Raw genomic sequence first — 23,804 nt, 5'->3', positions numbered from 1 at the left:
CAGGCGATCAGGCGACGCCCGGGGTCGGCACCCGTACCGCGACCTGGGTGCCCCACGGGTCACGCACGACGATCGAGGCGTCGGCGCGTTGGTAGTCGACGCCGGCCGAGGTCAGCCGCTGTTCCAGGGCGTCGAGTTCACCGAGGCCGGCGACGTGCACGGCGACGGTCCGCAGCCCGAGGGAGTCGGGTCGTGCGCCGGCACCCGCCGACGACCAGACGTTGACGGCGAGATGGTGGTGGTAGCCGTCGGCGGCGAGGAACAGGGCACCGTCGGTACGGGCGGTCACGGCGAATCCGAGCGCGTCGGCGTAGAACCGCTCCGCCTGGGCGAGGTCACCGCCGCGCAGGTGGACGTGGCCCATCGTCAGTCCGGTGGCGGGGCCGGTGGCGCCGCGATCGAGGTGGGTGTCGATGAAGGCGTTCGGGTCGATGGCGGTGCTACCCATGACCACCCGGCCGTTCTCCCAGCGCCACTGGTCGCGGGGCCGGTCCACGTACAGCTCGACGCCGTTGCCGTCCGGGTCGGCGAAGTAGAACGCCTGGCTGACCCGGTGGTCGGAGGCGCCCTGGAAGGCGCCGGGAGCGGCGGTCGCGGTGTCCAGCAGGGCGCGGGCCAGGGCCGGCTCGTCGGGGAAGAGGAACGCCGAGTGGTACAGGCCGGCCTGCCGGGGGTCGTCGGCGGGCGCGTCGGCCCGGACGAGGCGCAGCAACGGTACGTCGTCACGGCCGAGCGTGACCTCACGGTCGTCCACGCTGATCGGGCTGAGCCCGACTCCCTTGGTGTAGAACTCGCGCAGCCGGTCGAGGTCACCGGTGAGCAGCTCGACCGGCCCCATCCGGGTGCCGGCGCCGAGCGCGCTCTGCGGCGGCTGCGAGCCCGCCGCGCTGCTGCCCGGCCGGATGAGGACCCAGCCGACCGTGCCGATGAGGCCGAGCGCGACGACGGCGGCGGTGGCCAGGGTCCAGCGTCGGCGGCGAGCGGCTCGGCGGGACGCGGCGAGGACGGAGCGGCGGCGGGTGGCAGCGGACACGCGGCATGGTCCTTTCGTCGCGGCAGCGCCCCGGCGAGGCGCCCCGATTTAGTTGAGAGTACAACTACCATCGGGACGCTCGGCGGCCGGCGTCGCGGGCCCGCACCGTCGACGGTCATGCCGTACGGTGAGGCGATGACCGACCTGGTGGAGACGATCCGTCGGGTGTGCCTGGGGCTGCCCGAGGTCAGCGAGCGCCCGAGCCACGGCACCCCAGCCTGGTTCGTCCGGGGCAAGAAGTCCTTCGCCTACGTCTGGCCCGACGGCCACCACCAGGACGATTTCCCGCACCTGTGGTGTGCGGCGCCGCCCGGCTCGGCCGACGAGTTGATCGCCTCGGACCCGGGGACCTACTTCCGGCCGGCCTACGTGGGGCATCGCGGCTGGGTCGGCGTACGCCTCGACTCCGGCGTCGATGCCAGCGAGCTGGCCGAGATCATCGAGGACGGCTACCGGGCGGTGGCACCCCGCACGTTGGTGGCGCGCCTGGACGCGACCGCGCCGCAAGGCTGAACATGCCGGTGGGCCCGACCTGATGGCCGGGCCCACACGGGTCAACGGGTCACTGGAAGGACACGTCGTCGAGGTAGAAGCTGTCGGTACCCGACGCCGTCTCGACGTAGAAGCGCGCATTGGTCAGGCTGCCGCTCCACGACACGGAGGCGGTGCCGGTGAGCTGCGTCCAGCCGTTGGCGTTCACCGTCGTCGCCGGGGTCAGCTGGATGTAGTTCGTGGTGCCGTTGGCGGTCACCGCCAGGGTCGGCCGCACCGAGGGAGTGCCGCTCTGCGAGCGGACCCAGAGGGTCGTGGTGTACGTCCGGCCGTTGGTCAGCCGCGAGGTCATGTCCTGGCTGGGGCCGTTCCACGAGCCGGTGCGCCCGGAGTGCAGCAGCGACCGTGAGCCGCTGCGTACGACGCTGGTGTTGGACGACAGCGTGCCGCTGCCGAACACCGACCAGCCGGTCGTACCGCTTTCCATGTTGCCGTTGGTCAGCAGGTTTCCGCCGCTACCCGAGCCGGCGGTGAACCGCCAGTTGTTGAAGTTGAACAGGTAGCCGCTGCCGCCGGTGAAGCGCAGGTAGAGGTCCCGGGTGCCGGTGGCGCCGCTGACGTTGCACGAGGTGTTGGTCCAGTTCTGCCAGCCGCCGGTGCCGGAGACGGCGCAGGTGCCGACGAGCGGGCCGGTGGTGCTGTCCAGCCGCAGCTCGATGTTGCCGCCGCTGGTGCCCGAGGCCACCCGGGCGGTGAAGGACGACGCGCCGGTGCCGAAGGCGACACCCCGGACCCGGATCCAGTCCCCGTTCTCGATGAAACCGACGTTGACGCCACCTTCGCTGGACGGTTCGGTCTCGATGCCGCTACCCCAGTTGATAGTCTCGGCCTCCTGGGTGACGTACGGGTTCAGGGTGCCGACCTGTGGTGGGCCGGCGGTGGTCATGTTCATCACCGGTATCGACCCGTCGGCGTTGTAGGAGAACCGTTCCACCGCCACCGAGCGGGTGAATCCGCCGCCGCCGGGCAACGCCCCGTTGTGATAGAAGAAGTACGAGTTCCCCGCGTAGTCGATGATCCCCGGGTGGTTGGTGAAGCTGGCGCCCTGCCGGGGCATGACCGTGCCACGGTAGGTCCACGGCCCGGTCGGGCCGGGTGCCGTGGAGTAGGCGATGAACTCGCCGCAGCACTCCGCCGCGAAGATGTTGTAGTAGACGCCGTTGCGCTTGTAGACCCAGGGACCTTCCTCGTACAGCGTAGGACGGCTCGGGTTGCCGGTGCGGGTGCCGAAACCCGCGGTGGTCAACGGGATCTGCGTCGGGCTTCCGGAGAACGAGATCATGTCCTGGTTGAGCCGGACGTACCACAGGTTCGGGTTGCCCCAGTAGAGGTACGCCTGACCGTTGTCGTCGATGAAGGCGTGCGGATCGATCTCACCGTTGCCGACCAGTGGGCGGCCGAGCGCGTCGCGGAACGGCCCGGTCGGCGAGTTGGACACCCCGACGCCGATCACCATCTGCCCGTTCGACCGCTGCCGTACCGGCACGTACCAGTAGAACTGACCGTTGCGTTCGATGACGTGCCCGGCCCAGGCGTTCGCGTCCGCCCAGGCGAAGGTGGCCAGGTTCATCGGCACACCGTGGTCGGTCCAGTTGGACATGTCCGTCGAGGAGAAGACCCGCCACTCCCTCATGGTGAAGTACGTCGACCCGTCCTCGTCGCGGCCGGTGTAGACGTAGACCCGGCCGTTGTGCACCAGCGGCGCCGGATCGGCGGTGTAGATGTGCTGGACGATGGGGTTGTCCGCCTTCGCCGGGGCGGCGAAGAACGTCAGCAGCATCAGCGGAACGGCCAGCCAGGCGATACCACGCCTGACTCTGGTGCTGCGCAGCAGCGGAGGTACGAATTTCACAATGGACTCCTGGTGGTGGTGAGCGTCCGGCACCCACCGGTCCGGGACGGGACTGCTGAGGGTGGGCGGGATCGCGATGCCGTAACGGGACAGGCCATACGAGACGGTGGATGTTAGCGCCAACATCAATTCATCGGCGGCTCCCGTCGGGCGCGAGCGTCACAGGCGAAATCCGTTGCTGTCCGGCGAGGCAAAGGGAGCCGCGTACCAGTTCGCGGGACATGCGGCCCGACGCCTGCGGCTGCCGAACCCGACGGCTCGACCCCTGGCTCCCGCGCGTTACGTTAACATGTGAGCGATCACATGAACAAGAAACCGATCGATCCGTCCGGGCATGCCGCGACCCCGCATCGGCGGACTCGTGGGACCGGATCGGATCGAGCCCTCCCGATGCCGTTTCACCCCGGCGGGCGGGCCGGCCAGATCCGCACCGCGAGACCGCCGGCCGGCAACGCCACGGCGGTCAGGTGGATCAGGCGTACGCCGGTGGCGGCGGGGAACGACGCACCCGGCAGCAGCGGCACGGCGACCAGCCCGACGACGGCGACGACGGTGACCGCGGCCCAGAAGACCCCCGGTCGGCGGGCGGCCCGCTCGGGTCCGCACCCGGGCCGGGTGCGACGCCGTCCGAGGCGGGCCAGGCACCAGATCGCGACCACGGCGCCGAGCCCGGTGCTGGTCAGATCCGACACCGTCCACCAGGCCACGTCGGTGACGCTCGACCAGCGGAGACCGAAGACCATCAGCCATTCGTCGGTGTGGGTCAGCCAGTCCCAGGCAAGGTGGCTGGCCGCGCCGAGCAACGCCGAGCTGATGGTGATCCACCAGCGGTGGCCGCCGTGTGCCAGCGAGACGCCGGACCACCAGCCGTACCGGCGACCCATTGGCAGGTGGGCCGCGACGGTGTCGATCGACGACCGGAACACCCAGGCGTACGCCAGCGCCACGGGTAGACACCACCAGATCAGCGCGGACCAGGCGTGCGTGTCGGCGAAGCTGTGCCCATCGGACCCGGTCACCAGATAGGCCACGTCCGGCGCCACGGCACCGGTCGACAGCGCCACCCCGTCGAACCACCGTGGCCGCCACAGCTTCATCACCAGCACCGGCGCCAGATGCGAGGGGAACGTCAACGGCACGGCGGCAGCCTAGGCCGCCACCGTGCCGGCGTCACCCGGCTTCTTCGTCGAACTCGGCGGCGACCGGTTCCGGTGCGCGCATCCGCCAGGCGTCGGTGACCAGTTCGGTGAGGCGCCCGACGTCCACCCGCGCCAGGCGCAGCATCACCAGCGGCAGCCCGTCGTAGCCCGGCACGGTGAAGAAGAGCTCTGGCTCGCCGAGCAGCAACGCCTGCTTCTCGGCCTCGTCACCGACGTACAGCACCGCGATGTCGGTGCGGATGGTGCGCGGCTTGCCGGGCTGGCGCTCGGGGTAGGACCAGACGAAGCCCTTGTCGGCGACCCGGAAGTCGAAGCCGGCACTGTCGATCTCGACCACGTGGGGCAACGCCAGAGCCAGGCGACGCACGTCGTCGGCGTCAGCCATCGCGATTCCCCCGGGACACGGCCTGCTGCATGGCGTCAGGTTAGCCGCCGGGTCGGACATCATCGCGGCGTTCGGAGATTGCGGCCGGGCTGTCGTGCGTCCGGGCGTCGATCTTCCCGGCACGCGCCTTCCGGCCGTCGACAGTGGACCGGCGCTGGGTACGATGTGCCGGTCTCGTACCGCAGCGTCCCGCACCCGACGACTTCTGCCGAGGGGAGCCTGGCATGACCGGCCCTGACTCCGAACTCGCCGCGAGCCTTGCCCCCGAGGTGCCGCACGCCGCCCGGATCTGGAACTACTGGATGGGCGGCACGGACAACTTCCCGTCCGACCGGGCGGCCGGTGCCGCGGTGGCCGAGGTCTATCCCGAAATCGTCGTCATGGCGCAGCAGTCCCGCCGGTTCCTCATCCGGGTTGTGCGACACCTGGCCGCGCAGGCGGGCATCCGGCAGTTCCTCGACATCGGCACCGGTCTGCCCACCCTGCAGAACACCCACGAGGTGGCCCAGTCGGTCGCGCCCGAGTCGCGGATCGTCTACGTGGACAACGACCCGATGGCGCTGGTGCACGCCCGGGCGCTGCTGGGCAGCACGACCCCCGCCGGGGTCACCAGCTACCTGCCCGCCGACTACCACGAGCCGGAGAGGATCCTCGCCGCGGCCGCCACCACGCTGGACTTCGACCAGCCCGTCGCCGTGATGTTCATGGGCGTGATGGGTTACGAGCCCGACCTGGACGTGGTGCGCTCGATCGTCGGGCGGGTGATGGCCGCGACCCCGTCCGGCAGCCACCTGGTGCTCTGGGACGGCACCGACACCAGTCCAGCAGTCGTCTCCGGCGCCGAGCGGCTGGCCCAGAGCGGTGGTGTGCCGTACCTGCTGCGCAGCCCGGAGCAGCTCGCCAGTTGCTTCGAGGGGCTGACGATGGTGCCGCCGGGTCTGGTGCCGATCACGCTGTGGCGCCCCGACGACGCCGACGCGCAGGCGATCGACGCGTACGGTGCGGTGGCGCGCAAGCCGTGAACACTGATTCGTAGGGAAACACCGGATTCGGCGGATGCCCCGACCCCCTAACGTCGGGGCATGCGCAGACCTCCGTTCGTGGGCCGGGCCGCCGGTGGCCGGGTCGACGTGGCCGCCTTTCGCCGCTGGGCCGGCGCCGTACTGGCCCTGACCTGCGTTGCCGTCCTGGGCGCCGGATGCAGCAAGGTCAACCTGCCCGGTTCCGGGGACGCCGACGACCGGTACGGGTACGCCCCGAAGCCGGACGGCTCAGTGGTCTACCAACCGGACGTGGTACTCGTCGGGGGCGGCGGGAAGGCCATCCGCTCGGTCAGCGAGGACGGGTTCACGTACGTCGTGGACGGCGGCGCGCCGGGGGCGGACGAGATCCAGCCCGGCAAGATCATGTTTGCCACCAGTCAGGCACTCGGCCGGGTGGTACGGGTGGAGAAGTCCGGCGGCGACCGGGCGGTAACCCTGGCTCCGGTACGACTGACCGACGTGGTGCGGGACGCGCACATCACCTTCGACCAGCCACTCGAACTGGCCGCGCAGGCGTTCGCTCCGCTGCCCGACCTGCTCGGCGAGGTGGTCGAGGAGGCGGCGCCGGCCACCCCCGTACTGCCGGACGCGGCGGATGCGACCGGACTGGGCGGCAACACGATCGCGCTGGGCGCGAACCCGGGCGGCCGACCCGACCTGCGGATCGCCGTACCGCCGATCGCCCTCGGTCCGGCCCGCGCCCCCGGTGGCGAGGGTGCGGCCGATCGCGTCGAACGGAAGATCGGCGACTGGGGCGTCACCGCGTACAAGGACACCTCGAAGTTGGGCCTGACGGCCCAACACGGTACGGCGGCGTCCGGCCTCAAGGTCGACTTCGACATCCAGTTGCTGGTCAGCAACCTGCGGGTGTCGGGCGACCTGAAGGTGACCAAGGGAGTGATCCCCCAGCCCCAGTTCCGGGTCGAGGGGGTGCACGGCCTCGCCGTCACGATCGCGGCCGGCGCCCAGGGCGGGTTGAGCGACAACAAGAAGGCGCGGGTGGAGTTCCCGATCGAGGTGACCCAGCCGATCATCATCGGCGGTTTGCCGGCGACGCTCAAGCAGACGTTCAAGTTCCTGGTGCAGACGGCGTTCACCGCGAAGAACGGCAACATCTCGGCCACCGGTCGGTGGGGCCTGGACGGGCCGATCGGGTTCGAGGGATGGTCGGTGCTCACCCCCACGTTCTCCGTGCAGGAGAGCATCATGCAGTCGCTACGGGGGGTGTCGATCGGCGTCGAGGCGATCGTGGTGGCGGTGGAGTTCCGTTTCGGGCTGATGCTCGGCCTGCCGGTGGCGGGCGCCGGGCTGTTCGTCGGCGTGGTGGCCTCACTGGGCTTGACCAACGGCTCGGCGGCCGGCCGGGTGGGTCTGCCGCTGGCCGGACCGGCGGTGAAGTGTCGGGGGTCCACGCTGGTGCTGACCGTACGGGCCGGCGAGGGTTTGAGCGTGTCCGGGCCGTTGACCAAGGCGATCGAACACACCATCGGTGTGAAGATCCCCAAGGAGGCGGACTTCATCAGCGGGGAGATCGTCAACCGCAGTGTCGTCGAGCCCGACGTGCCGCTGTGCCGGGGCTGACCCACGGACCCTGAACGAGGGCTGCGGCCCGGCGAAAATCGCCGGGCCGCAGCTTGTGGTGCTCGTCAACCGCGTGTGCGGATCAGCTCGTCCGCACCGAGCCGTTGACCTTGCTGTCCCGGATGGTGGCACCGATGGCGTCCACCGAACCGTTGACCTTGCTCTCCACGATCGACACCACGGAGGCGTTGACCGCGTGGATGGAGCCGTTCAGGTTCGAGTCGAACACGATCAGACCGGCACCCGGGTTGACCTTGATCGCGCCGTTCTGGGTCACCCCGTCCATGCAGGTGACGCCGGACTTGATGGTCAGGCTGCCGTTCTGCTTGCCCCGCAGGATGGTGGTGCAGGCCGGGTAGCTGGGCTGGGTCTGCACGTTCAGCTCGTCGAAGGCGATCGCGCGAGCGTTGTTGGTCAGCGGGTCATCCAGCTTGAGGACGTCCAGACCCTTCTGGATGTCGTTCGAGTAGATGTACCCGTTGTGCCAGTAGGTCGACCAGGACCCGCCGAGGACGGCACGGGTGTCCGAGAGCGGACCCCGCTCCCAGAAGGCGATCTCGACCGGGTTGGACGAGTCGGTGAAGTCGATCACCGAGATGCCGCCCTGGTACCACGCCTGGACCATGATGTCGCGGCCCATGGCGGGGATCAGCGAGCCGTTGTGCGCCACACAGTTCTCGAGGGCGGTGTTCTCCCGCGGGATCTTGAAGTAGCTCTTGAAGACCAGCTGACGGCTGGCACCCGAGCCCACGATGTCGTAGATCGCGTTCGCGCCCTGGTTGGTCCGGTACGCGGACCGGCAGATCGCGCCGCTGCCGCCGCCGAGCTCGTCGGTGAAGAGCACCTTGGTGCCGGCGTTGTTGAACGTGGCCGAGTGCCAGAACGCGAAGTTCGTGTCCCGCACCTCGCTCAGGATCACCGGGTTCGTCCGGTCGGAGATGTCCATCAGCACGCCGTCACCCATGCAGGCACCGGCAGCCAGGTCCAGCTCCGGGTACACGGTGATGTCGTGGCAACCGCTGGTGTTGGTGTTGCCCCCGCCCGGGAAGAGCACCGGCGTGGCCACCACGGCGGAGCTGGTCGGGTCGGCCAGCGGCGTCTTGATGATGGAGATCTTGTCGTGCGGCGGCTTGCAGTACGCCCCGCTGCCGTTGGCCGGCGGGCCGTACGACTGGACGTAGACGTAGACGTCCTTGCCGTCCTTGCTCGGCGCCAGCGTCAGGGTGTGCGAGCCGCAGTCGGTACGGACCGACTTGATGTAGCGCGGGTTCGCCTTGTCGCTGATGTCGAAGATCCGGACGCCCTCCCAGTGCGCCGGGTTGCTCACCGCGCCGCCCGCGCTGTTGCACGAGTCGTCGCTGCGAACCGCGTCGACGGCGAGGAACAGCAGGTCGCCGTAGACCGACGGGTCGCCCTGCGAACCGGGACAGACGACCTGGCTGACCACCTGCGGCGAGGACGGGTCACTGACATCGAAGATGTTGAACCCGTTGTAGTTGCCGGCGAACACGTAGTTGCCCTGGAACGCCAGGTCCGAGTTGTACGACGACTCGTTGGCGAACGCGCCGAACTTCGGCACGTTCGCGATCTGGGTCAGGTTCGGGCTGTGGACGATCTCGTCGACACCCGGGATGGTGTTCGCGGCGGCGCTGGCGGATGGTGCCGCCCCGACCGTCGCGAGCAGAAGGGCGCCTGTGGCGGCCAGGCTGAGTGCCAGCCGGCGGCTCCCTCGTGGGGTTGGTTTGAACATGTAGGAACACCCTTCGTCTGGGTGAGCAGGGGTAGCGGGAGGTTAACCCCGTTCCCCCGAGAAGATCCTCGGCCTTGTGGTCACGGTTTCGCAACACGAACGGACGTTGGCGGGTGCAAATTGCACCAGGTGGGGCGCAAAGCAACTCTTCGCTGTCCCCAACCCTCCCGCCGCAGGTCAGGCCCGCGCTAACATCCCGGCCAACCTCGAACGCAATGGCGGGAGTCAAGTTGTGCTAGGTGTACGGATCCGAGCGCTTCTCGGGCGATCGCGGAAGTTTGTGCTGATCGAACTGGCCGTACTCGCGATACTGGCCGCCGGCGTGGCGGCGGTTGTCTGGTGGCCCGACGGCGACGACAAGCCGGCCGCGACAGCGAGCGAGCCGACGCCGATCGACCTGCCCGGCCTGCCGGACTCCACCGCTCCGGTGCTGCTGCCCGGGCGCCCCGGTGAGTCGGCGCAGTCCGTCCCGGCGAACGAGATGACACCCGTGGCGCGGGCACCGCACAACAACGCCGACATCCGCTTCGTGGCGATGATGATCCCGCACCACGAGCAGGCCCTGGTGATGGCCAAGCTGGCGCCGGAACGGGGCGAGAACCCGCAGCTCAAACTCATCGCGGAGCGGATCCTCGCGGCCCAGGAACCGGAGATCCGGATGCTGGAGGCGTGGCTGGCCGACCGGGGCCTGACCCGCGACGCCGCCGGCAACCACGAGCACAGCATGGGCGGCATGCAGTCGGCCGAGGCGCTCGACCGGCTCACCGCCGCCCGCGGCGACGATTTCGACCGGCTGTTCGTCGACATGATGGCCGACCACCACCAGGGCGCCATCGACATGGCCGGCGAGACGTTGGTACTCGGCATCGACCCGATCATCAACCAGATGGCCAGCAGCGTGACCGTCGAACAGAGCGTCGAGATCAAGCGGATGCGCGAGGTACTGGCCGGCGGACGGTAACGCCGACGGCGCCGGTGGCGCCGGTCCGGTCAGGACGCCACGGGTCGCCCCGCCGCTGCCGGGGCTGGTTGCCGGTGACTGGCATACTCGGCCCGGCCAGGTCGGGCCGGACATCATGGTGGTGGAGTGCAGTTCCGGGTGCTGGGGCCACCGGAGGTGGTCCAGGACGGGCGCGTGGTGCCGCTCGGCGGGCCCAAACAGCGAGCGCTGCTGGTGCTGTTCCTGCTCCGGCCCAACCGGTTCGTCGCCACCGACTGGCTGATCGACGCCCTGTGGGACGGCCGGCCGCCGGCCAGCGCCGAGATGACCCTGCGGACGTACGTGGCCGGGCTGCGCCGGGTCGTGGAACCGCACCGCTCCCCCCGCGCCGCGGCCCGCGTCCTGCGCAGCCAACCCCGGGGTTACGAGCTGCGGGTCGAGCCCGACGACATCGACGCGGTCCGGTTCCGCCGCCTGGTGGAGCGGGCGGCGGACCGGCTCGCGGCCGGTGACCCGGCAACGGCCGAACGCGGCTACGGCGAGGCGTTGCGGCTCTGGCGGGGTGAGCCGATGACCGGGGCCACGGAGTTGACCGTGGTGCGGCCCGAGGTGGCCCGGTTGACCGAGTTGCGGCTCATCGCCGAGGAGGGACGGTTCACCGCGGCCGTCGCCGCCGGCCGGCACGCGACGGTGCTCGCCGAGCTGCGCCAGTTCGTGGCCGCCAACCCGGTCCGCGAGGCCGCCCGCGCCCAGCTGATGCTGGCGTTGTACCGCGCCGGCCGGCAGACCGAGGCGCTGGCCGCGTACGACGAGGGACGCCGGATCCTGGCCGGTGAGTACGGGCTCGATCCGGGTGCGGAACTGCGTGAGCTGCACACGCTGATCCTGGAGCAGGCCGTTGCCCGACCGACGGGCACGCCGACCGTCCACCCGGGTAGCGGCGACGCCAGCACGCTGGGGGCCGCCAATCCGGCGGTCGTGCCAGCGGTGCCGGGCGACCCGGCCGGAGCGCTGATCGGTCGAGGTGCCGAGCTGACCCACCTGGTGGCGACGTTGACCGGGGCGACCCGGCGGCACGGCCGCAGCGCGCTCGTGGTGGGCGAACCGGGCATCGGCAAGACCAGTCTGGCCGCGACGGTCAGCGCCGTGGCCACGGCCCGGGGCGTGCCGGTGGTGTGGGGACACTGTCCCGACCTCGGGCAGGCGCCGCCGTACTGGTTGTGGCGGCAGGTGATGCGGACCCTCACGGCGCTGCCCGGGGCCGCCACCAGCGGGTCGGCTCGACGGCTCGACGGGTTCACCGCCGGCCCGCCGGACGGGTCGGTGGGCCAGGTGGCGCCTGATCCGGCGGCCCGGTTCCAGGCGTACGAGGCGGTGGCGGAGTTGGTCCGCGCGGCGGCCGAGCCGGCCGGGCTGCTCGTCGTCCTGGACGACCTGCACGCCGCCGACCCGGACTCGTTGCTGCTGTTGCGGTTCCTGGCCCCGGTGCTGGCCGGCACCCGCGCGCTCGTCCTGGCCACGCTGCGGCCGTACGAACACGATGCGGCGCTGGTGGCGACGGTGGCCGAACTGGCCCGTGGACCCGGCTTCGGTCAGCTGCGGCTGACCGGGCTGGCCGCCGACGCGGTGGCCGACCTGGTGCGTCAGCACACCGGTGCCCCACCGGCCGAGCCGGTGGTGGCACGGCTGGTGAACCGGACCGGCGGCAACCCGTTCTTCATCACCGAACTGCTCCGGGCGCGAGCCGACCCGGCCGGTACGGACCTGCCACCGAGCATTCGGGACACCGTCCGGTTGCGGCTCGGTGGGCTGCCCGCCCCGGCCCGCGAGTGCCTGGCGCTGCTCAGCGTCGCCGGCCACGATCTGGACGCGACCACGATGGCCGAGGTCCTCGCGATGCCGGCGGAGACCGTCGCCGAGGCGCTGACCGGGGCCTACACCGCCGAGTTGGTGACCGAGGCCGAGCCGGGTGCGGTGCGCTTCCGTCATCCGTTGTTCGCCGAGGTCGCGTACGCCGAGTTGCTCCCGCCCCGGCGGGCCGCCCTGCACGCCCGACTGGCCGGCGCCTACGAGCGGTCCGGAACCGTCGGCCCGGCCGAGTTGGCGCACCACTATGGGCAGGCGGTCGGGCTCGGCCACGGCGCGGAGCAGCTGAAGTGGTCGCTGGCCGCGGCCGACGACGCCACCCGGCGGTTCGCCTACGAGGATGCCCTCGGCCACCTGGACCGGGCGGCACACCGGCTGGCCAGGGCCGTCGGCTCCGCGTCGGCGGCCCGCACCGAACTCGCCGTGCAACTGCACCGGGCCGCGCTGCTCCAGATGACGGTGGGCGTCGGCGCCGACGCCGTCGACCAGGTCTGCGCCCGCGCTCGGGACCTGCTCGGGCTGGTCGGTCCGGCCACCGACGTGCGCCCGGCGGTGTGGGCGCTGGGCGAGCTGGCCGCCAACCAGGCCGACTTCGCCGGCTGCACCGAGTTGGCCGAGCGGTTGGTCGGAGCGGACTCCGACGGTACGGACCTGACCGTCGCGGCGGGTGACTACCTGCTCGGCGTGGTCGGCTACTTCACCGGCCGGCTACCCGCCGCCGACCAGCGGCTCACCGCCGCGATCGACCGGCTCCGGGTGGTGGATCGCCGGCTGCTCGGCCGGCAGGTGGGTCGCCTGCCGGTGTTGGCCGCCTACAACTTCCGAGCCCTGGTCAGGTCGCTGCGCGGAGACCGAATCGCCGCCCGGCGGGACATCCAGGACGCCGAGCTGCTGGCCGAGGAGCTGGACGACCCGTACGGCCGGGCCAACGCGGCACTGTTCGCCGCCTGGATGGGCATGCAGGAGCGGGACGTGCCGACGGTGCGCGCCGCGGCGGCCCGCTGCCGGGAGATCGGCGCGACCAACGGCATGCCGCACTTCGTGGCCACCGGCGGATTCTTCCTGGAGTGGGCCGCGGCCCGGGCGGGCGCACCCGACCGGCTGCCTGCGATGCGCGCCGCGGTCGAGGGGATCTACCGCCCCGGGCTGCGGGCCACCCGGACCGTCACCCTCAGCGGGATGGCCGAGGCGTATCTGGCCGCGGGTGACCGCGACACCGCGGCGGCGCTGGCCGAGGAGGGTCTGGCCGTGGTGGACCGGCTGGGCGAGTCGGTGCTCGCCGCCGAACTGCACCGGGTACGCGGTGTCGCCCGCGACGATCCGGCCGCGCTGGTGGCCGGTGCCCGGCTCGCCGCCGAGCAGGGCGCGGGCCTGCTGCTCGCCCGATTCCCTTCGCCGGCAGCGACCCGGCCGGTCGCCGGCGCACCCGGGCCGGAGCCGGCCGGCGCCTGATCGCCCTCCACGACATCTCCACGCGTCCTCCACACCCGGCTGCTGTGCTGGTCACCGCCAGATCCGAGCCCGGGGCGCCGCCCTGGGCGGTCCTGTGGGAGGAACAGTCATGAAGCCCGCCCAGCCGGCGCCACATCCGGCAGCCGCAGAGGTCGACGTCGTGGTGGTCGGATGCGGCCCGGTCGGCGCACTGACCGCGAACCTGCTCGGCACGCGTGGGGTGAGCACGTTGGTGGTGGAGCGCAGTACCGCGCCGCACGGTCAGCCCCGGGCGTTCTCCTGCGACGACGAGGCGTTGCGGATCTACCAGCAGATCGGCCTGCTAGACCGGATCGCCGGCGACCTGCACCAGCCGACGCGGGCCGACTACGTCAACGCCGCCGGCCAGACGTTCGCCACCATCGCCTTCTCGGAGGTCGACTTCGGATTCGGGCACGCACCGCTGAACTTCTTCGACCAGCCGCTGCTGGAGCAGGCGCTGCGCGGCGGGCTGGACCGGTTCGACCACGTCGAACTGCGCCTGGGTACCGAGTTGGTGAGCCTGGATCAGGACGACGACCGGGTGCACCTGGTGCTGCGGGACGTGGCCACCGACGAGTCGTACCCGGTGCGGGCCCGGTACGTGCTGGGCTGCGACGGCGCCCGCAGCACCACCCGCGCGGCGGTACGGATCCCGCTGGCCGGGGCGAGTTACGCCGAACCGTGGCTGGCCGTCTCCGGGGACGTGGCGTCGGAGGCGATCCGGATGGCGCACACCACCTTCGTCTGCGACTGGCGGCGGCCGGCGTTCGTCTCCCCCGGCTCGCGGGGCAGTTACCGGGCCGAGTTCATGCTCCAGCCGGGCGAGACCGAGGCAGACATGACCCGGCCGGAGCGGGTCGCCGCGCTGGTCGAGCCGTACGTCGACCCGGCGCGGTTCACCGTCACCCGGGCGGTGGTGTACACCTTCCACCACCTCATCGCGCAGCGCTGGCGGGAAGGTCGGGTCTTCCTGCTCGGCGACGCGGCCCACCAGATGCCGCCGTTCCTCGGGCAGGGACTGTGCAGTGGACTGCGGGACGCGGCGAACCTGACCTGGAAGCTCGCCCTGGTGCTCTCCGGCGGTGCCGGCGCGGCACTGCTGGACACGTACGAGACCGAACGGCGCCCGCACACCGCGGCGATGGCGGACACCAGTGTCCGGCTCGGGCGGGTGTTCCTGGCCCGCAGCCGTCGCGCGGCGTGGTTGCGGGACACCGCGCTACGGGCCGCGCAGACCGTGCCCCGGGTACGCCGGTTCGTGCGGCGCTTCGAGTTCAAGCCGTTGCCGGCGTACGACCGGGGTCTGTTCGCCGGTGGGCGGCGCGACGGTGCGGTGGGCACCATGTTCCCGCAGCCCCGGGTCGCCGTGCCCGGGTCGGCCACGCCGGTCCTGCTGGACGAGGTGCTCGGTGCCGGCTTCGCGGTGCTCGGCACCGCCGTCCGGGCCGAGGGACCGTCGGGACTGCCGGTGCGTACCGTCGTGGTGCATCCGGCCGGCACCGAGCCGGCCACCCTGCCCCCGGCCGAGCCCGACGGTGACCGGGTGCACGTGGTCGACGTCGACGGGCTGATCACCGCCTGGCTGTACCGGAACCGGTGCGAGGCGGTCGTCCTGCGACCGGACCGCTTCGTCTTCGCGCTCGGCGGTGCCGGGGACCCGGCGGCGGTGGGCCGGTTGGCGGCGGCGCTCGGTGCGCCCGAGTCCACCGGTCAACCGTCGCCGGTCTGACCGTCCGAAGCGGACCTCCCCGGCCGGGTGGGATTCCGACAGCGCCGTCGCTGCCGGGATCCGGCCTGGCCGGGCGGGCTACGCGGGGGTGCCGCCGGAGGGGTGGCCAGGGCTAGCATGTGGATCATCGAACTTCATCCACTCCTGGTCGACTCCGGCCACCAGCCGAGCGAAGGGACACCACACGTGCGTCGAACCCCCCATCTAGCCCTCTTGGGCGTCGGCGTGACCGGGGCGCTGGTGCTGAGCGCCAGTCCGGTCTCCGCGCAGCCCACACCCGCCAGCACACCGGGCATCGTGGTCAGTGACGGCATGACCCAGCCGGTCTTCTCGCTCGCCGACGCGATCGAGGAACGGGTGTACGTGGAAACGCCGGTGGACACCGACGGCGACGGTCGTCTCGACCGGGTGGCGATCGACATCTCCCGGCCCCGGGAGACCGCCACCGACGGCTTCAAGGTGCCGGTCATCTTCGAGCACAGCCCGTACCGCAAGGGCACCTGGGGCAGCGTGCCGTACCCGAGCGTGCTGGTCGACGAGCTGCCGCAGAACCAGGTGACCCACCCGTCCACCCGGCGGACGGCCGAGGTGACGGTCCAGCGGGCGGTGGCCAAGGCCAACCTGCCCGGTCAGCTGGACGACTACTACGTGCCGCGCGGGTACGCGGTGGTGCTCGGCCAGAGCGTCGGCACCGGCGACTCCGACGGCTGCCCGACCAGCGGCGACCAGGCCGAGACGCTGGGCACCAAGGCGGTCATCGACTGGCTCAACGGTCGGGCGAAGGGTTACGACGCCAACGGCGCGCCGATCACCGCCGACTGGAGCACCGGCGCGGTCGGCATGACCGGGGTCTCCTACAACGGCACCCTGCCCAACCAGGTGGCCACCACCGGCGTCGACGGACTCAAGACCATCGTGCCGGTGGCCGCGATCAGCAGCTGGTACGACTACTACCGGGCCAACGGTCTGGTCGTCGCGCCCGGCGGCTACCAGGGCGAGGACGTCGACATCCTGGCCCAGTACACCGCCGGCCGGGCCCGCGCCGAGGGGCCCTGTGCCGACGAGATCGCCGAGCTGACCGGCCGGCAGGACCGCGTCACCGGCGACTACTCGACGTTCTGGCAGGACCGTGACTACCTCGACGCGCGGAAGGTCAAGGCGAGCGTCTTCGTGGTGCACGGCCTCAACGACTGGAACGTCCGCACCGAGCAGTTCGCCGGCTGGTGGGACGAGCTGGCCAAGCGCGACGTGCCGCGCAAGCTCTGGCTGCACCAGGGTGGACACAGCGGAGCGGGCAACACCGCCTCGGTGACGCTGCCCGGCGGCCAGACCTGGACGTACAAGCAGACCGAGAACCGCTGGTTCGACTACTGGCTGTGGAATGTCGGCAACGGCATCATGGACGAGCCCACGGCGGTGCTCCAGCGGGAGGACCGCAGCTACACCACCTACCGCACCTGGCCGGATGCGGCCACCCGTACCGTCGCGCTGGCGCTGGGCGCGACCGACGCGACCGGCCCGGGCACGCTCAGCTCCGGCAAGCCGCCGAAGGCCAAGGTCGAGCAGACCTTCGTCGACGAGGGACGCGACATCCACCCGAACGCCCTGGTGGCCGGGCCGGACGCGGCGAACCCGCACCGGCTGGTCTACCGCACCCCCGAGCTGACCCAGGACGTACGCATCTCCGGGCGCGCCGAGATGCGCCTGCGGATGGCGATCGAGAACAAGCCCGACGCGAACCTCACCGCGTACCTGGTCGACTACGGGCCGGTCGGCTCGACCGGCGCGCCGACGGTGGTGACCCGGGGCTGGATGGACCCGCAGAACCGCACCAGCCCGGCCCGCACCCAGCCGTTGAAGCAGGGCAAGCTGTACGACCTGCGGTGGACTCTCCAGCCGAAGGACTACGTCTTCCCGGCGGGGCACCGGATCGGCGTGGTCGTCTTCTCCACCGACCAGGCACACACCCTGCTGCCGTTGGGCGGCACCGAGCTGCGGGTCGCTCCCCAGCACAGTGAGCTGCGCCTGCCCGTGGTGGGTGGACGCAGCGCACTCGGCTTCTGAGCCCGAGGGGCGCCGGCCGGTGCGATCGGCACCGGCCGGCGCTCAGTCGGCTCCGCCCGCCGGCTCGGAGACGTGGGCGGTGACGATGCGCCAGCCGGCCGGCAGGCGTACCCAGGTCTGGGTCTGTCGGCCGGTGGTGGCGGTGCCGGCGTAGCCGAATCGGGTGGTGACCACCGCGAGGTCCGCGCCGAAGGTGGTGACCACCGGGTCGACCAGCCGGCGTCCGGGTGGCAGCGGCGGCTGCGCGGCCCGCCACTTGCGCTGCTCGTCCAGCCCGTACTGGTGGTCGGCGATGCCGAAGCGTACGGTCCGGTCGGAGTCCCAGAAGTAGCCACAGATCCGGTCCGGGTCCCCGTCGACCAACGCCTGCTCGTAGTCGGCGAAGGCCGCCGTCACCTCGGCGACCACCTCCGGCCGGTCGATCTCCATGCGTGCCGTCCTTTCTGGCTGCCCGGCGGGATCAGGAGGTTCAGCCGCTCACCGCCGGCTCACGTTTGCCGCCGTCCGCCGGGTCGGTGGCCGAGGTCGCGCCAGAATCGGCCGGTACGGAGTCCGTCGGGTTCGGATCGGCCGGGGCCGGGCCGCCGTGCAGGCGGTCCAGTTCGATCTCCTCGGGCGCGGGCACCCGGGGCGGGTACTTGCCGAGCGCGAAGATCGCGCAGATCACCGCCACGAAGAGGTAGCCGAGCGCCACCTGCCCGTTGGCGTTCCACTGGACCTCCTCGCCGTGGATCAGGCCGATGAAGCAGAGCACGGCGCCGGCTGCGGCGAAGGCCGCCGCGTGGAGGAAGCGTTTGTCGATGATGAACGCGACGATGGCACCGAGTACCAGACCGGCGAGAATGGCCCCCTCGCCGAGAATGCGCAGGCCGTCGTAGACCACCCCGGCTCCGGCGAGGGCCTCGTCGCCGACCTCGGCCGCGCTGGTACCGGCCGCCGCGAGGGCGTTGTTCATCTGCCCGGTCGCCCAGGCGGCGATGTTGGGGATCAGCGCCGCCACCACCGCCGCGGCGTGTGCTCGCGGTGTCGCCTGGAACGCCTGGGCGCCGATCAGCAGCCCGATGTAGAGCAGGATCGGCACGATCGCCGCGGTCGGGAAGATCGCGCCGAGCAGCGAGAACATGCCCAGGAAGCAGAGCAGGGCGATGACCACACCGGTCGCCATCGAGTAGCCGGTCCGCCCACCGGCGGCCTTCCAGCCGGGGTGGCCGACGTAGACGGCCGGCGGGAACGGTGAGCCGAGGGCCGAGCCGATCACCGCGCCCGCACCGTCGGCGAGCAGGACACTGCGCAGGTTGTAGTTGTCGCCGGCGGTGGCCGCGCTCTCCACGTTGGTCATCGCCTCGGTGAAGTTGTAGACGCCGAGCGGGATGGCGGTGGCCAGCAGCGGCGCCATGTCGGACAGGCCGCGCAGCAACAGGTCGAGTTGCAGGGTGGGGAAGGCGAACGCGATGTCCCGCGCCGCCGACGTGACGTCCGGCACCGACATCGCACCACCGAGCCAGCCGATCGCCGTACCCAGCAGCAGCGCGGCCAGCCCGATCGGGAAGTTGAACGGCAGTTTCACGTCGGTGAGCAGGCCGATCAGCAGGAGCGCGAGGACCGGCAGGGCGATCCAGGCCAGGCGCCACATCTGGCCGGCCGGGTTCATCGAGATGAAGGTGATGGAGATGCCGGCGAGGGTGCCGAGCAGCGCCGCCCGGGGCGTGTACCGGCGGATGTACGGCCCGACGAAGGCGCCGATCAGCACGATCACGCCGATGATGAACGCCCAGGCCAGCCCGGCCTCCCAGGCGCGCACCGGGTCGCCGGTGCGCAGGAAGATCGGCAGCATGATGACGAACACGACGATGAACATGTGTGGCACGCTCGGCCCGTACGGCAGGGCGGTCACGTCGGTGCGGTTCTCCCGACGCGCCAGCCGCCGGGCCAGGTAGGTGTAGTAGATGTTCCCGGCGACCAGGGCGATGCCGAGCGCCGGCAGGATCGTGCCGAACACCTCCCGCTCGGGAAGGTTCACCACGAAGACGCAGAGCCCGGTCAGGGTGAGCACGTTGACCAGTACGTTGACGCCGAAGCCGAAGAACGCGTTGGTGTCGCCGCGCACCCAGTACGGGAGCCCGACGGCGGTGGACCTGGTGGAGACCATGACTGCTCCCGGTCAGGAGGAGGGCTGCAACACGGGTGTGGAGGGCAGCACGGCGAGGACGTCCGTCGACTCGGCGACCCATCCGAAGATGCCGCCCTGGGCGGCGATCATGTCGAGTCCGACCCGCTGGAACTCGGGAAAGTAGGACCCGACGCAGTCGGCGAGCACGAGGCACTCGTACCCGCGATCGTTGGCCTCCCGGACGGTGGTGTGCACGCACACTTCGGTGGTGACGCCGGTGACCAGGAGGCTGTGGATGTTCCGTTCGGTGAGCAGGGCGTCGAGTCCGGTGGCGTAGAAGGCGCCCTTGCCGGGTTTGTCGATGACCGGCTCGCCGGGCAGCGGTGCCAGTTCGTCGACGATGTCGTGGCCGTACTCGCCCCGGATCAGGATCCGGCCGTTGGGCCCGGCGTCACCGATGCGCAGGCTCGGTGCGCCCCGGTGGAGTTTGGCCGGTGGGCAGTCGGACAGGTCGGGCAGGTGTCCCTCGCGGGTGTGCACGACGGTCAGGCCCGCCGCGCGGGCGCCGGCCAGCAGCGCCGCCAGGGGTGTGATGGTCCGGCGTAGCTGCTCGACGTCGTTGCCCAGGCTCGCACCGAACCCGCCGGGTTCCAGGAAGTCCCGCTGCATGTCGATGACCAGCAGCGCGGTGGTCGAGAGGTCGAAGGAGTACGCGGCGGGCCGCGCGGCGGCGATGGTCAACATTCGTCACCTCACTGTGTCGTGGCGGCGATGACGTCGTCGGAGGTGGCGACGCAGCCGAAGACGCCGCCCTGCATGGTCACCATGTGCAACGCCGCGTCATGGTTGCCCTTGTCGGTGGCGCCGGTGCAGTCGGCGAGGATCAGGCACTCGTAGCCCCGGTCGTTCGCTTCACGCATGGTGGTGTGCACGCACACGTCGGTGGTGATGCCGGTGAGGATCAGGTGGGTGATGCCCCGGGTCCGCAGCACCAGGTCGAGATTGGTGGCGTAGAAGGCACCCTTGCCCGGCTTGTCGATGATCACCTCGCCGGGGGCGGGAGCCACCTCGGGCACGATCTCCCAGCCCGGCTCGCCCTTGACCAGGATCCGGCCGCATGGTCCGGGCGCGCCGATCTCGGCGCCGATCTGGGCCGAGCGCCAGCGCTTGTTCGCCGGCAGGTCGGACAGGTCGGGATCGTGTCCCTCACGGGTGTGCACGACCAGCATCCCGAGGGCACGGGCGTGCGCCAGCAGCCGGGCGGTGGCCGGCAGGCCGGCCCGGGTGAGGCCGATGTCGTAGCCCATCGCGTCGACATAGCCGCCCGGACCGCAGAAGTCGGTCTGCCAGTCGATGCAGAGCAGCGCGGTGTGTGCGGTGTCGGCCGCACCGTCGTACGGCCACGGGTAGGGGGCCGCCGTTACCGGTCCGATCCTGCCCATCCTCTCCCCTCCTCCTGATCGTCACCTGCGGTGCTTTCTTGTCGTGCGGTCAGCGTCGAGCGACGGACCGGCGGTAGGCACGCCAGCCACCGGCCGCGCTGATGTCCTCCGCGTCGGCCCCGACCGCGTACGCCTCGCAGAGGAAGCCGAGCACCTGCCGCCCGTCACCGAGCCGGATCCAGCCGAGCGAGAGCGGCGCCGGCACACCGGCCAGCAGCCCACCGACGGCGGTGACCGGCAGCCGCCAGAGCTCCACCTCGATCGACCGGCCGTCCGGCGTCGACTCGGCGACGCGCAGCAGGCCGGGCAGTCCGTCACCGTCCGAGCTGGGCAGGCGGTAGAGCCGATAACGTGGGGCCGTCCGGGTGGCCTCGACGAGCACTGCGCCGCGATCGGTCAGCTCGGCGTTGCGCGACTCGCCGGAGAGGTGCCGCCCGACGACCGCGACCAGCACCTCGGCCGGATACGCGGCGGGCTGCCCGGCCCGACTGCCCGCAGTGACCCGATCCGCCCCGGTGCCGGCCCGCTCGTTCCCGGCGGTGGCAGCGCGGGCCGGCTCGTGCCCGGCGGTGGTGGCGGCCAGATCGGTCCTGGCGGGAGCGCCCGCCGGCTCGGTGGCGGAGGCGGCGGCGGTGGCGGGGGCGGCGGTGGCGGTGGCGGCGGTGGCGGCGGTGAACTCGGCGGCGAGCCGGGCCAGGGTGGTGTCGCTGAACGCCGGGCCGACCAGGGTCAGGCTCGCCGGCCGGCCGGCGGCGGTGAATCCGTTGGGGATGGTCACCGCAGCGAGGTCGAGCAGGTTCGTGAACTGGGTGTAGCGGCCGAGCATGGCATTGCGCCCGATCGGATCCTCGGCGATCTCGGCGAGCGTGAACGTCGTACCGACGGTGGGCACGACCAGCACGTCGATCTCCTGCCAGAGCTGGTCGACCTGGGCACGCAGGGCACGCAGGCGGTGCTGGCCCCGGAAGGCGTCGATCGCGTCGTGGCGCCGGCCGGTCTCCAGCACGGTGCGGGTGACCGGGAGAACGGACTCCGGGTGCTCCCGGAGGAAACCGTCCAGCCCGGTGAGCCGCTCGGCCACCCAGGGCCCGTGATAGAGCAACTCCCCCGCCTCGATGAAGGCGCCGAGCGACACCGATCGGGCGCCCTCGACCAGGGCACCCAGGCGCTGCACACCGGCGGCGAACCGGACCGACTGCCCGGCGTCGCCGAAGAATTCGAGGTCTTCGGCGCGGGGCACCCCGAGGCGCAGCGTCCCCGGCGTACGGGCCGGCACCCGCTCCACCGGCAGCGGCCGTCCCCACGGGTCGGCCGCCGAGACGCCCCGGGCGGCGTGCAGTACGTCCACGGCGTCACCGACATTCGGGGCGAAGATCGAGACGCAGTCCAGTGACCGGCAGGCCGGCACCACACCGGCCGTGCTGAGCAGACCCCGGGTGGGCTTGAGGCCGACGATGCCGTTGAACGCGGCCGGTACCCGACCGGAGCCGGCGGTGTCCGTACCCAGGGCGAAGGCGACCTGGCCGGCGGCGACCGCGACCGCCGAGCCGGAGCTGGAACCGCCGGAGATGAGCCCGCCTCCGAAGACGCTCTCGCAGCTGCCGTACGGCGAGCGGGCCCCGGTCAGGCCGGTGGCGAACTGGTCGAGGTTGGTCTTGCCGACGAGCAGGGCACCGGCGTCGAGCAGCCGACGCACCACCGGCGCGTCGGTGCTGGCCTGGTATCCGAAGTCGGGACAGCCGGCGGTGGTGGGCAGGCCGGCGGCGTCGATGTTGTCCTTGACCGCGAACGGGATCCCGTACAGCGGCAGTGCCCCGGCGTCACCGTCGGCCATCAGCGACGCGGCCCGGGCACGCAGCCGGTCGGCCGGCACGGTGCTGATCCAAACCGGTCCACCATCCTGTTCGGGCATCCCGGCCAGGACGCGTTCGACCAGCTCGATGGGGGTGAATTCCGCACGCAGGTACGCCGTCCGCAACTCCGAGACCGACCCGATCCGCTCTGGCATACTGTCGATTGTCGACAGTTCGGTTACGGCGACCGGCGCGAAATGTAACGACGACATGACGCCGACTCGGAACCGGTCGCCCCCGCTACCCGAGGTACGAGCGTGCCCCGTGCCCGGAGAGGGTGGCCAGGACCGCCTCCGGGTCTCCCCCGGCAACGGCCTCGAACAGCCGCTCGTGCCGCTGCACCCCGTCCAGCGGCTGCGCCGCCTCCGCCTCGCGGCGCAGGTTGATCGCCATGTAGAGCTGCAATTTCACCAGAATCGAGTCGTACACCGTGGAGAGCTGCCGGTTGCCGGCGAGCGCCACCAGCGCCACGTGGAACGCCCGGTGCGCCTCGGCGACCGCCAGCCGGTCCCCGGCCCGGGTCGCCTCCCGCATCTGGTCCAGCGCCGCCCGCAGCCCGGCCAGGTCGCGTTCCCCCCGCACCGGGACGGCCGACCGCACCGCGAACCGCTCCAGCACGTCACGCAGCTCGTACAGCTCCCGTACGTCCCGGTCGGAGAGCGTGGCGACCCGGACCCCCCGCCGGGGAATGTGTTCGACCAGCCCTCGCTGGGCCAGCAAGCGCAGCGCCTCCCGCAGCGGCGCCCGGCTGATCCCGAGCCGCCGGGTGAGCTGCTCCTCCACCAGGCGCTCACCCGGGTCACTCCGGCCGCTGAGGATCTCCCGGGTCAGCCGGGAGACCGCGAGGTCCACCAGACTGACGCTCTCCAACTCACCGTCCACCGGCGACGCGGCCACCTCGTTCACCCCGACGAGTCTGCCAGGCCCCGCCGACGCCGATTTGATCAACTCCGTTTCGGCGAAATGGCGGG

The 23,804-nt window shown here is 71.5% G+C and carries 17 protein-coding genes and 1 pseudogene; 7 read left to right on the top strand and 11 right to left on the bottom strand.

Features of this window, described 5'->3' with window-relative positions; translation table 11 throughout:
* Window positions 1–7 precede the first annotated feature (7 nt).
* Window positions 8–1,033 carry a VOC family protein gene (locus E0H26_RS14785; RefSeq protein ID WP_131304195.1) on the bottom strand — a complete coding sequence of 342 codons (1,026 nt, stop codon included), beginning with the start codon at window positions 1,031–1,033 and terminating at the stop codon, window positions 8–10.
* A 117-nt stretch (window positions 1,034–1,150) separates the two neighbouring features.
* Between E0H26_RS14785 and E0H26_RS14780 the strand changes: the two genes are divergently transcribed.
* Complete coding sequence (locus E0H26_RS14780) at window positions 1,151–1,546, top strand: MmcQ/YjbR family DNA-binding protein (RefSeq protein ID WP_240742179.1); 396 nt, start codon at window positions 1,151–1,153, stop codon at window positions 1,544–1,546.
* A 49-nt stretch (window positions 1,547–1,595) separates the two neighbouring features.
* Here E0H26_RS14780 and E0H26_RS14775 read toward each other — a convergent pair whose 3' ends face one another.
* From E0H26_RS14775 to E0H26_RS14765, 3 genes are all read right to left on the bottom strand, one after another.
* On the bottom strand, window positions 1,596–3,365 hold the full coding sequence (locus E0H26_RS14775; RefSeq protein WP_240742182.1) for a family 43 glycosylhydrolase: 1,770 nt from the start codon (window positions 3,363–3,365) through the stop codon (window positions 1,596–1,598).
* Window positions 3,366–3,835: 470 nt separating this feature from the next.
* On the bottom strand, window positions 3,836–4,576 hold the full coding sequence (locus tag E0H26_RS14770) for a DUF4184 family protein (protein ID WP_131304191.1): 741 nt from the start codon (window positions 4,574–4,576) through the stop codon (window positions 3,836–3,838).
* A gap of 31 nt (window positions 4,577–4,607) precedes the next feature.
* Window positions 4,608–4,982 (bottom strand): MmcQ/YjbR family DNA-binding protein, encoded by a 375-nt coding sequence (locus tag E0H26_RS14765; protein ID WP_131304190.1) that lies wholly within the window; start codon window positions 4,980–4,982, stop codon window positions 4,608–4,610.
* Window positions 4,983–5,206: 224 nt separating this feature from the next.
* Here E0H26_RS14765 and E0H26_RS14760 point away from each other — a divergent pair, with 224 nt between their 5' ends.
* Both E0H26_RS14760 and E0H26_RS14755 read left to right on the top strand, forming a co-directional pair.
* On the top strand, window positions 5,207–6,004 hold the full coding sequence (locus tag E0H26_RS14760) for an SAM-dependent methyltransferase (RefSeq protein WP_131304188.1): 798 nt from the start codon (window positions 5,207–5,209) through the stop codon (window positions 6,002–6,004).
* A gap of 60 nt (window positions 6,005–6,064) precedes the next feature.
* Window positions 6,065–7,606, top strand: a complete 1,542-nt coding sequence (locus E0H26_RS14755; protein WP_131304186.1) for a hypothetical protein — start codon at window positions 6,065–6,067, stop codon at window positions 7,604–7,606.
* Window positions 7,607–7,970: 364 nt separating this feature from the next.
* Here the strand turns inward: E0H26_RS14755 and E0H26_RS14750 are convergent.
* Window positions 7,971–9,356 (bottom strand): annotated as a pseudogene (locus E0H26_RS14750) (LVIVD repeat-containing protein); the annotation flags it as partial.
* Window positions 9,357–9,636: 280 nt separating this feature from the next.
* On the opposite strand from E0H26_RS14750, the gene E0H26_RS14745 reads away from it, so the two are divergent.
* The 4 genes from E0H26_RS14745 (at window position 9,637) to E0H26_RS14730 (ending at window position 17,428) form a co-directional block, all read left to right on the top strand.
* Entirely contained in the window at window positions 9,637–10,317 is a 681-nt protein-coding gene (locus E0H26_RS14745) for a DUF305 domain-containing protein (protein ID WP_131304183.1), read from the top strand.
* Between the two features lie 126 nt (window positions 10,318–10,443).
* On the top strand, window positions 10,444–13,614 hold the full coding sequence (locus E0H26_RS14740) for an ATP-binding protein (RefSeq protein ID WP_131304181.1): 3,171 nt from the start codon (window positions 10,444–10,446) through the stop codon (window positions 13,612–13,614).
* A gap of 109 nt (window positions 13,615–13,723) precedes the next feature.
* On the top strand, window positions 13,724–15,364 hold the full coding sequence (locus E0H26_RS14735; protein WP_131304179.1) for a bifunctional 3-(3-hydroxy-phenyl)propionate/3-hydroxycinnamic acid hydroxylase: 1,641 nt from the start codon (window positions 13,724–13,726) through the stop codon (window positions 15,362–15,364).
* A 225-nt stretch (window positions 15,365–15,589) separates the two neighbouring features.
* A complete protein-coding gene (locus tag E0H26_RS14730; protein WP_131304177.1) occupies window positions 15,590–17,428 on the top strand; it encodes a Xaa-Pro dipeptidyl-peptidase in 1,839 nt (612 codons plus the stop codon).
* Between the two features lie 42 nt (window positions 17,429–17,470).
* On the opposite strand, the gene hpxZ is transcribed toward E0H26_RS14730, so the two are convergent.
* From hpxZ to E0H26_RS14700, 6 genes are all read right to left on the bottom strand, one after another.
* Window positions 17,471–17,857, bottom strand: coding sequence for an oxalurate catabolism protein HpxZ (gene hpxZ, locus E0H26_RS14725; protein ID WP_131304175.1), 387 nt, complete (start codon window positions 17,855–17,857; stop codon window positions 17,471–17,473).
* Between the two features lie 40 nt (window positions 17,858–17,897).
* Window positions 17,898–19,577 carry a permease family protein gene (locus E0H26_RS14720; protein WP_131304173.1) on the bottom strand — a complete coding sequence of 560 codons (1,680 nt, stop codon included), beginning with the start codon at window positions 19,575–19,577 and terminating at the stop codon, window positions 17,898–17,900.
* Between the two features lie 12 nt (window positions 19,578–19,589).
* Entirely contained in the window at window positions 19,590–20,282 is a 693-nt protein-coding gene (locus E0H26_RS14715; protein WP_131304171.1) for a cysteine hydrolase family protein, read from the bottom strand.
* Between the two features lie 8 nt (window positions 20,283–20,290).
* Window positions 20,291–20,980, bottom strand: coding sequence for a biuret amidohydrolase (gene biuH, locus E0H26_RS14710; protein ID WP_131304169.1), 690 nt, complete (start codon window positions 20,978–20,980; stop codon window positions 20,291–20,293).
* A gap of 49 nt (window positions 20,981–21,029) precedes the next feature.
* On the bottom strand, window positions 21,030–22,988 hold the full coding sequence (gene atzF, locus E0H26_RS14705; protein ID WP_131304167.1) for an allophanate hydrolase: 1,959 nt from the start codon (window positions 22,986–22,988) through the stop codon (window positions 21,030–21,032).
* An 85-nt stretch (window positions 22,989–23,073) separates the two neighbouring features.
* Window positions 23,074–23,739: a GntR family transcriptional regulator gene (locus tag E0H26_RS14700; protein WP_131304166.1), complete on the bottom strand. Its 666-nt coding sequence runs from the start codon at window positions 23,737–23,739 to the stop codon at window positions 23,074–23,076.
* Window positions 23,740–23,804: the final 65 nt, after the last annotated feature.

The organism is Micromonospora zingiberis (assembly GCF_004331455.1).
GTDB lineage: Bacteria > Actinomycetota > Actinomycetes > Mycobacteriales > Micromonosporaceae > Micromonospora > Micromonospora zingiberis.
Note: the sequence above shows the minus strand (reverse complement) of the source record. Positions and strands in the feature narration are given on the sequence as shown.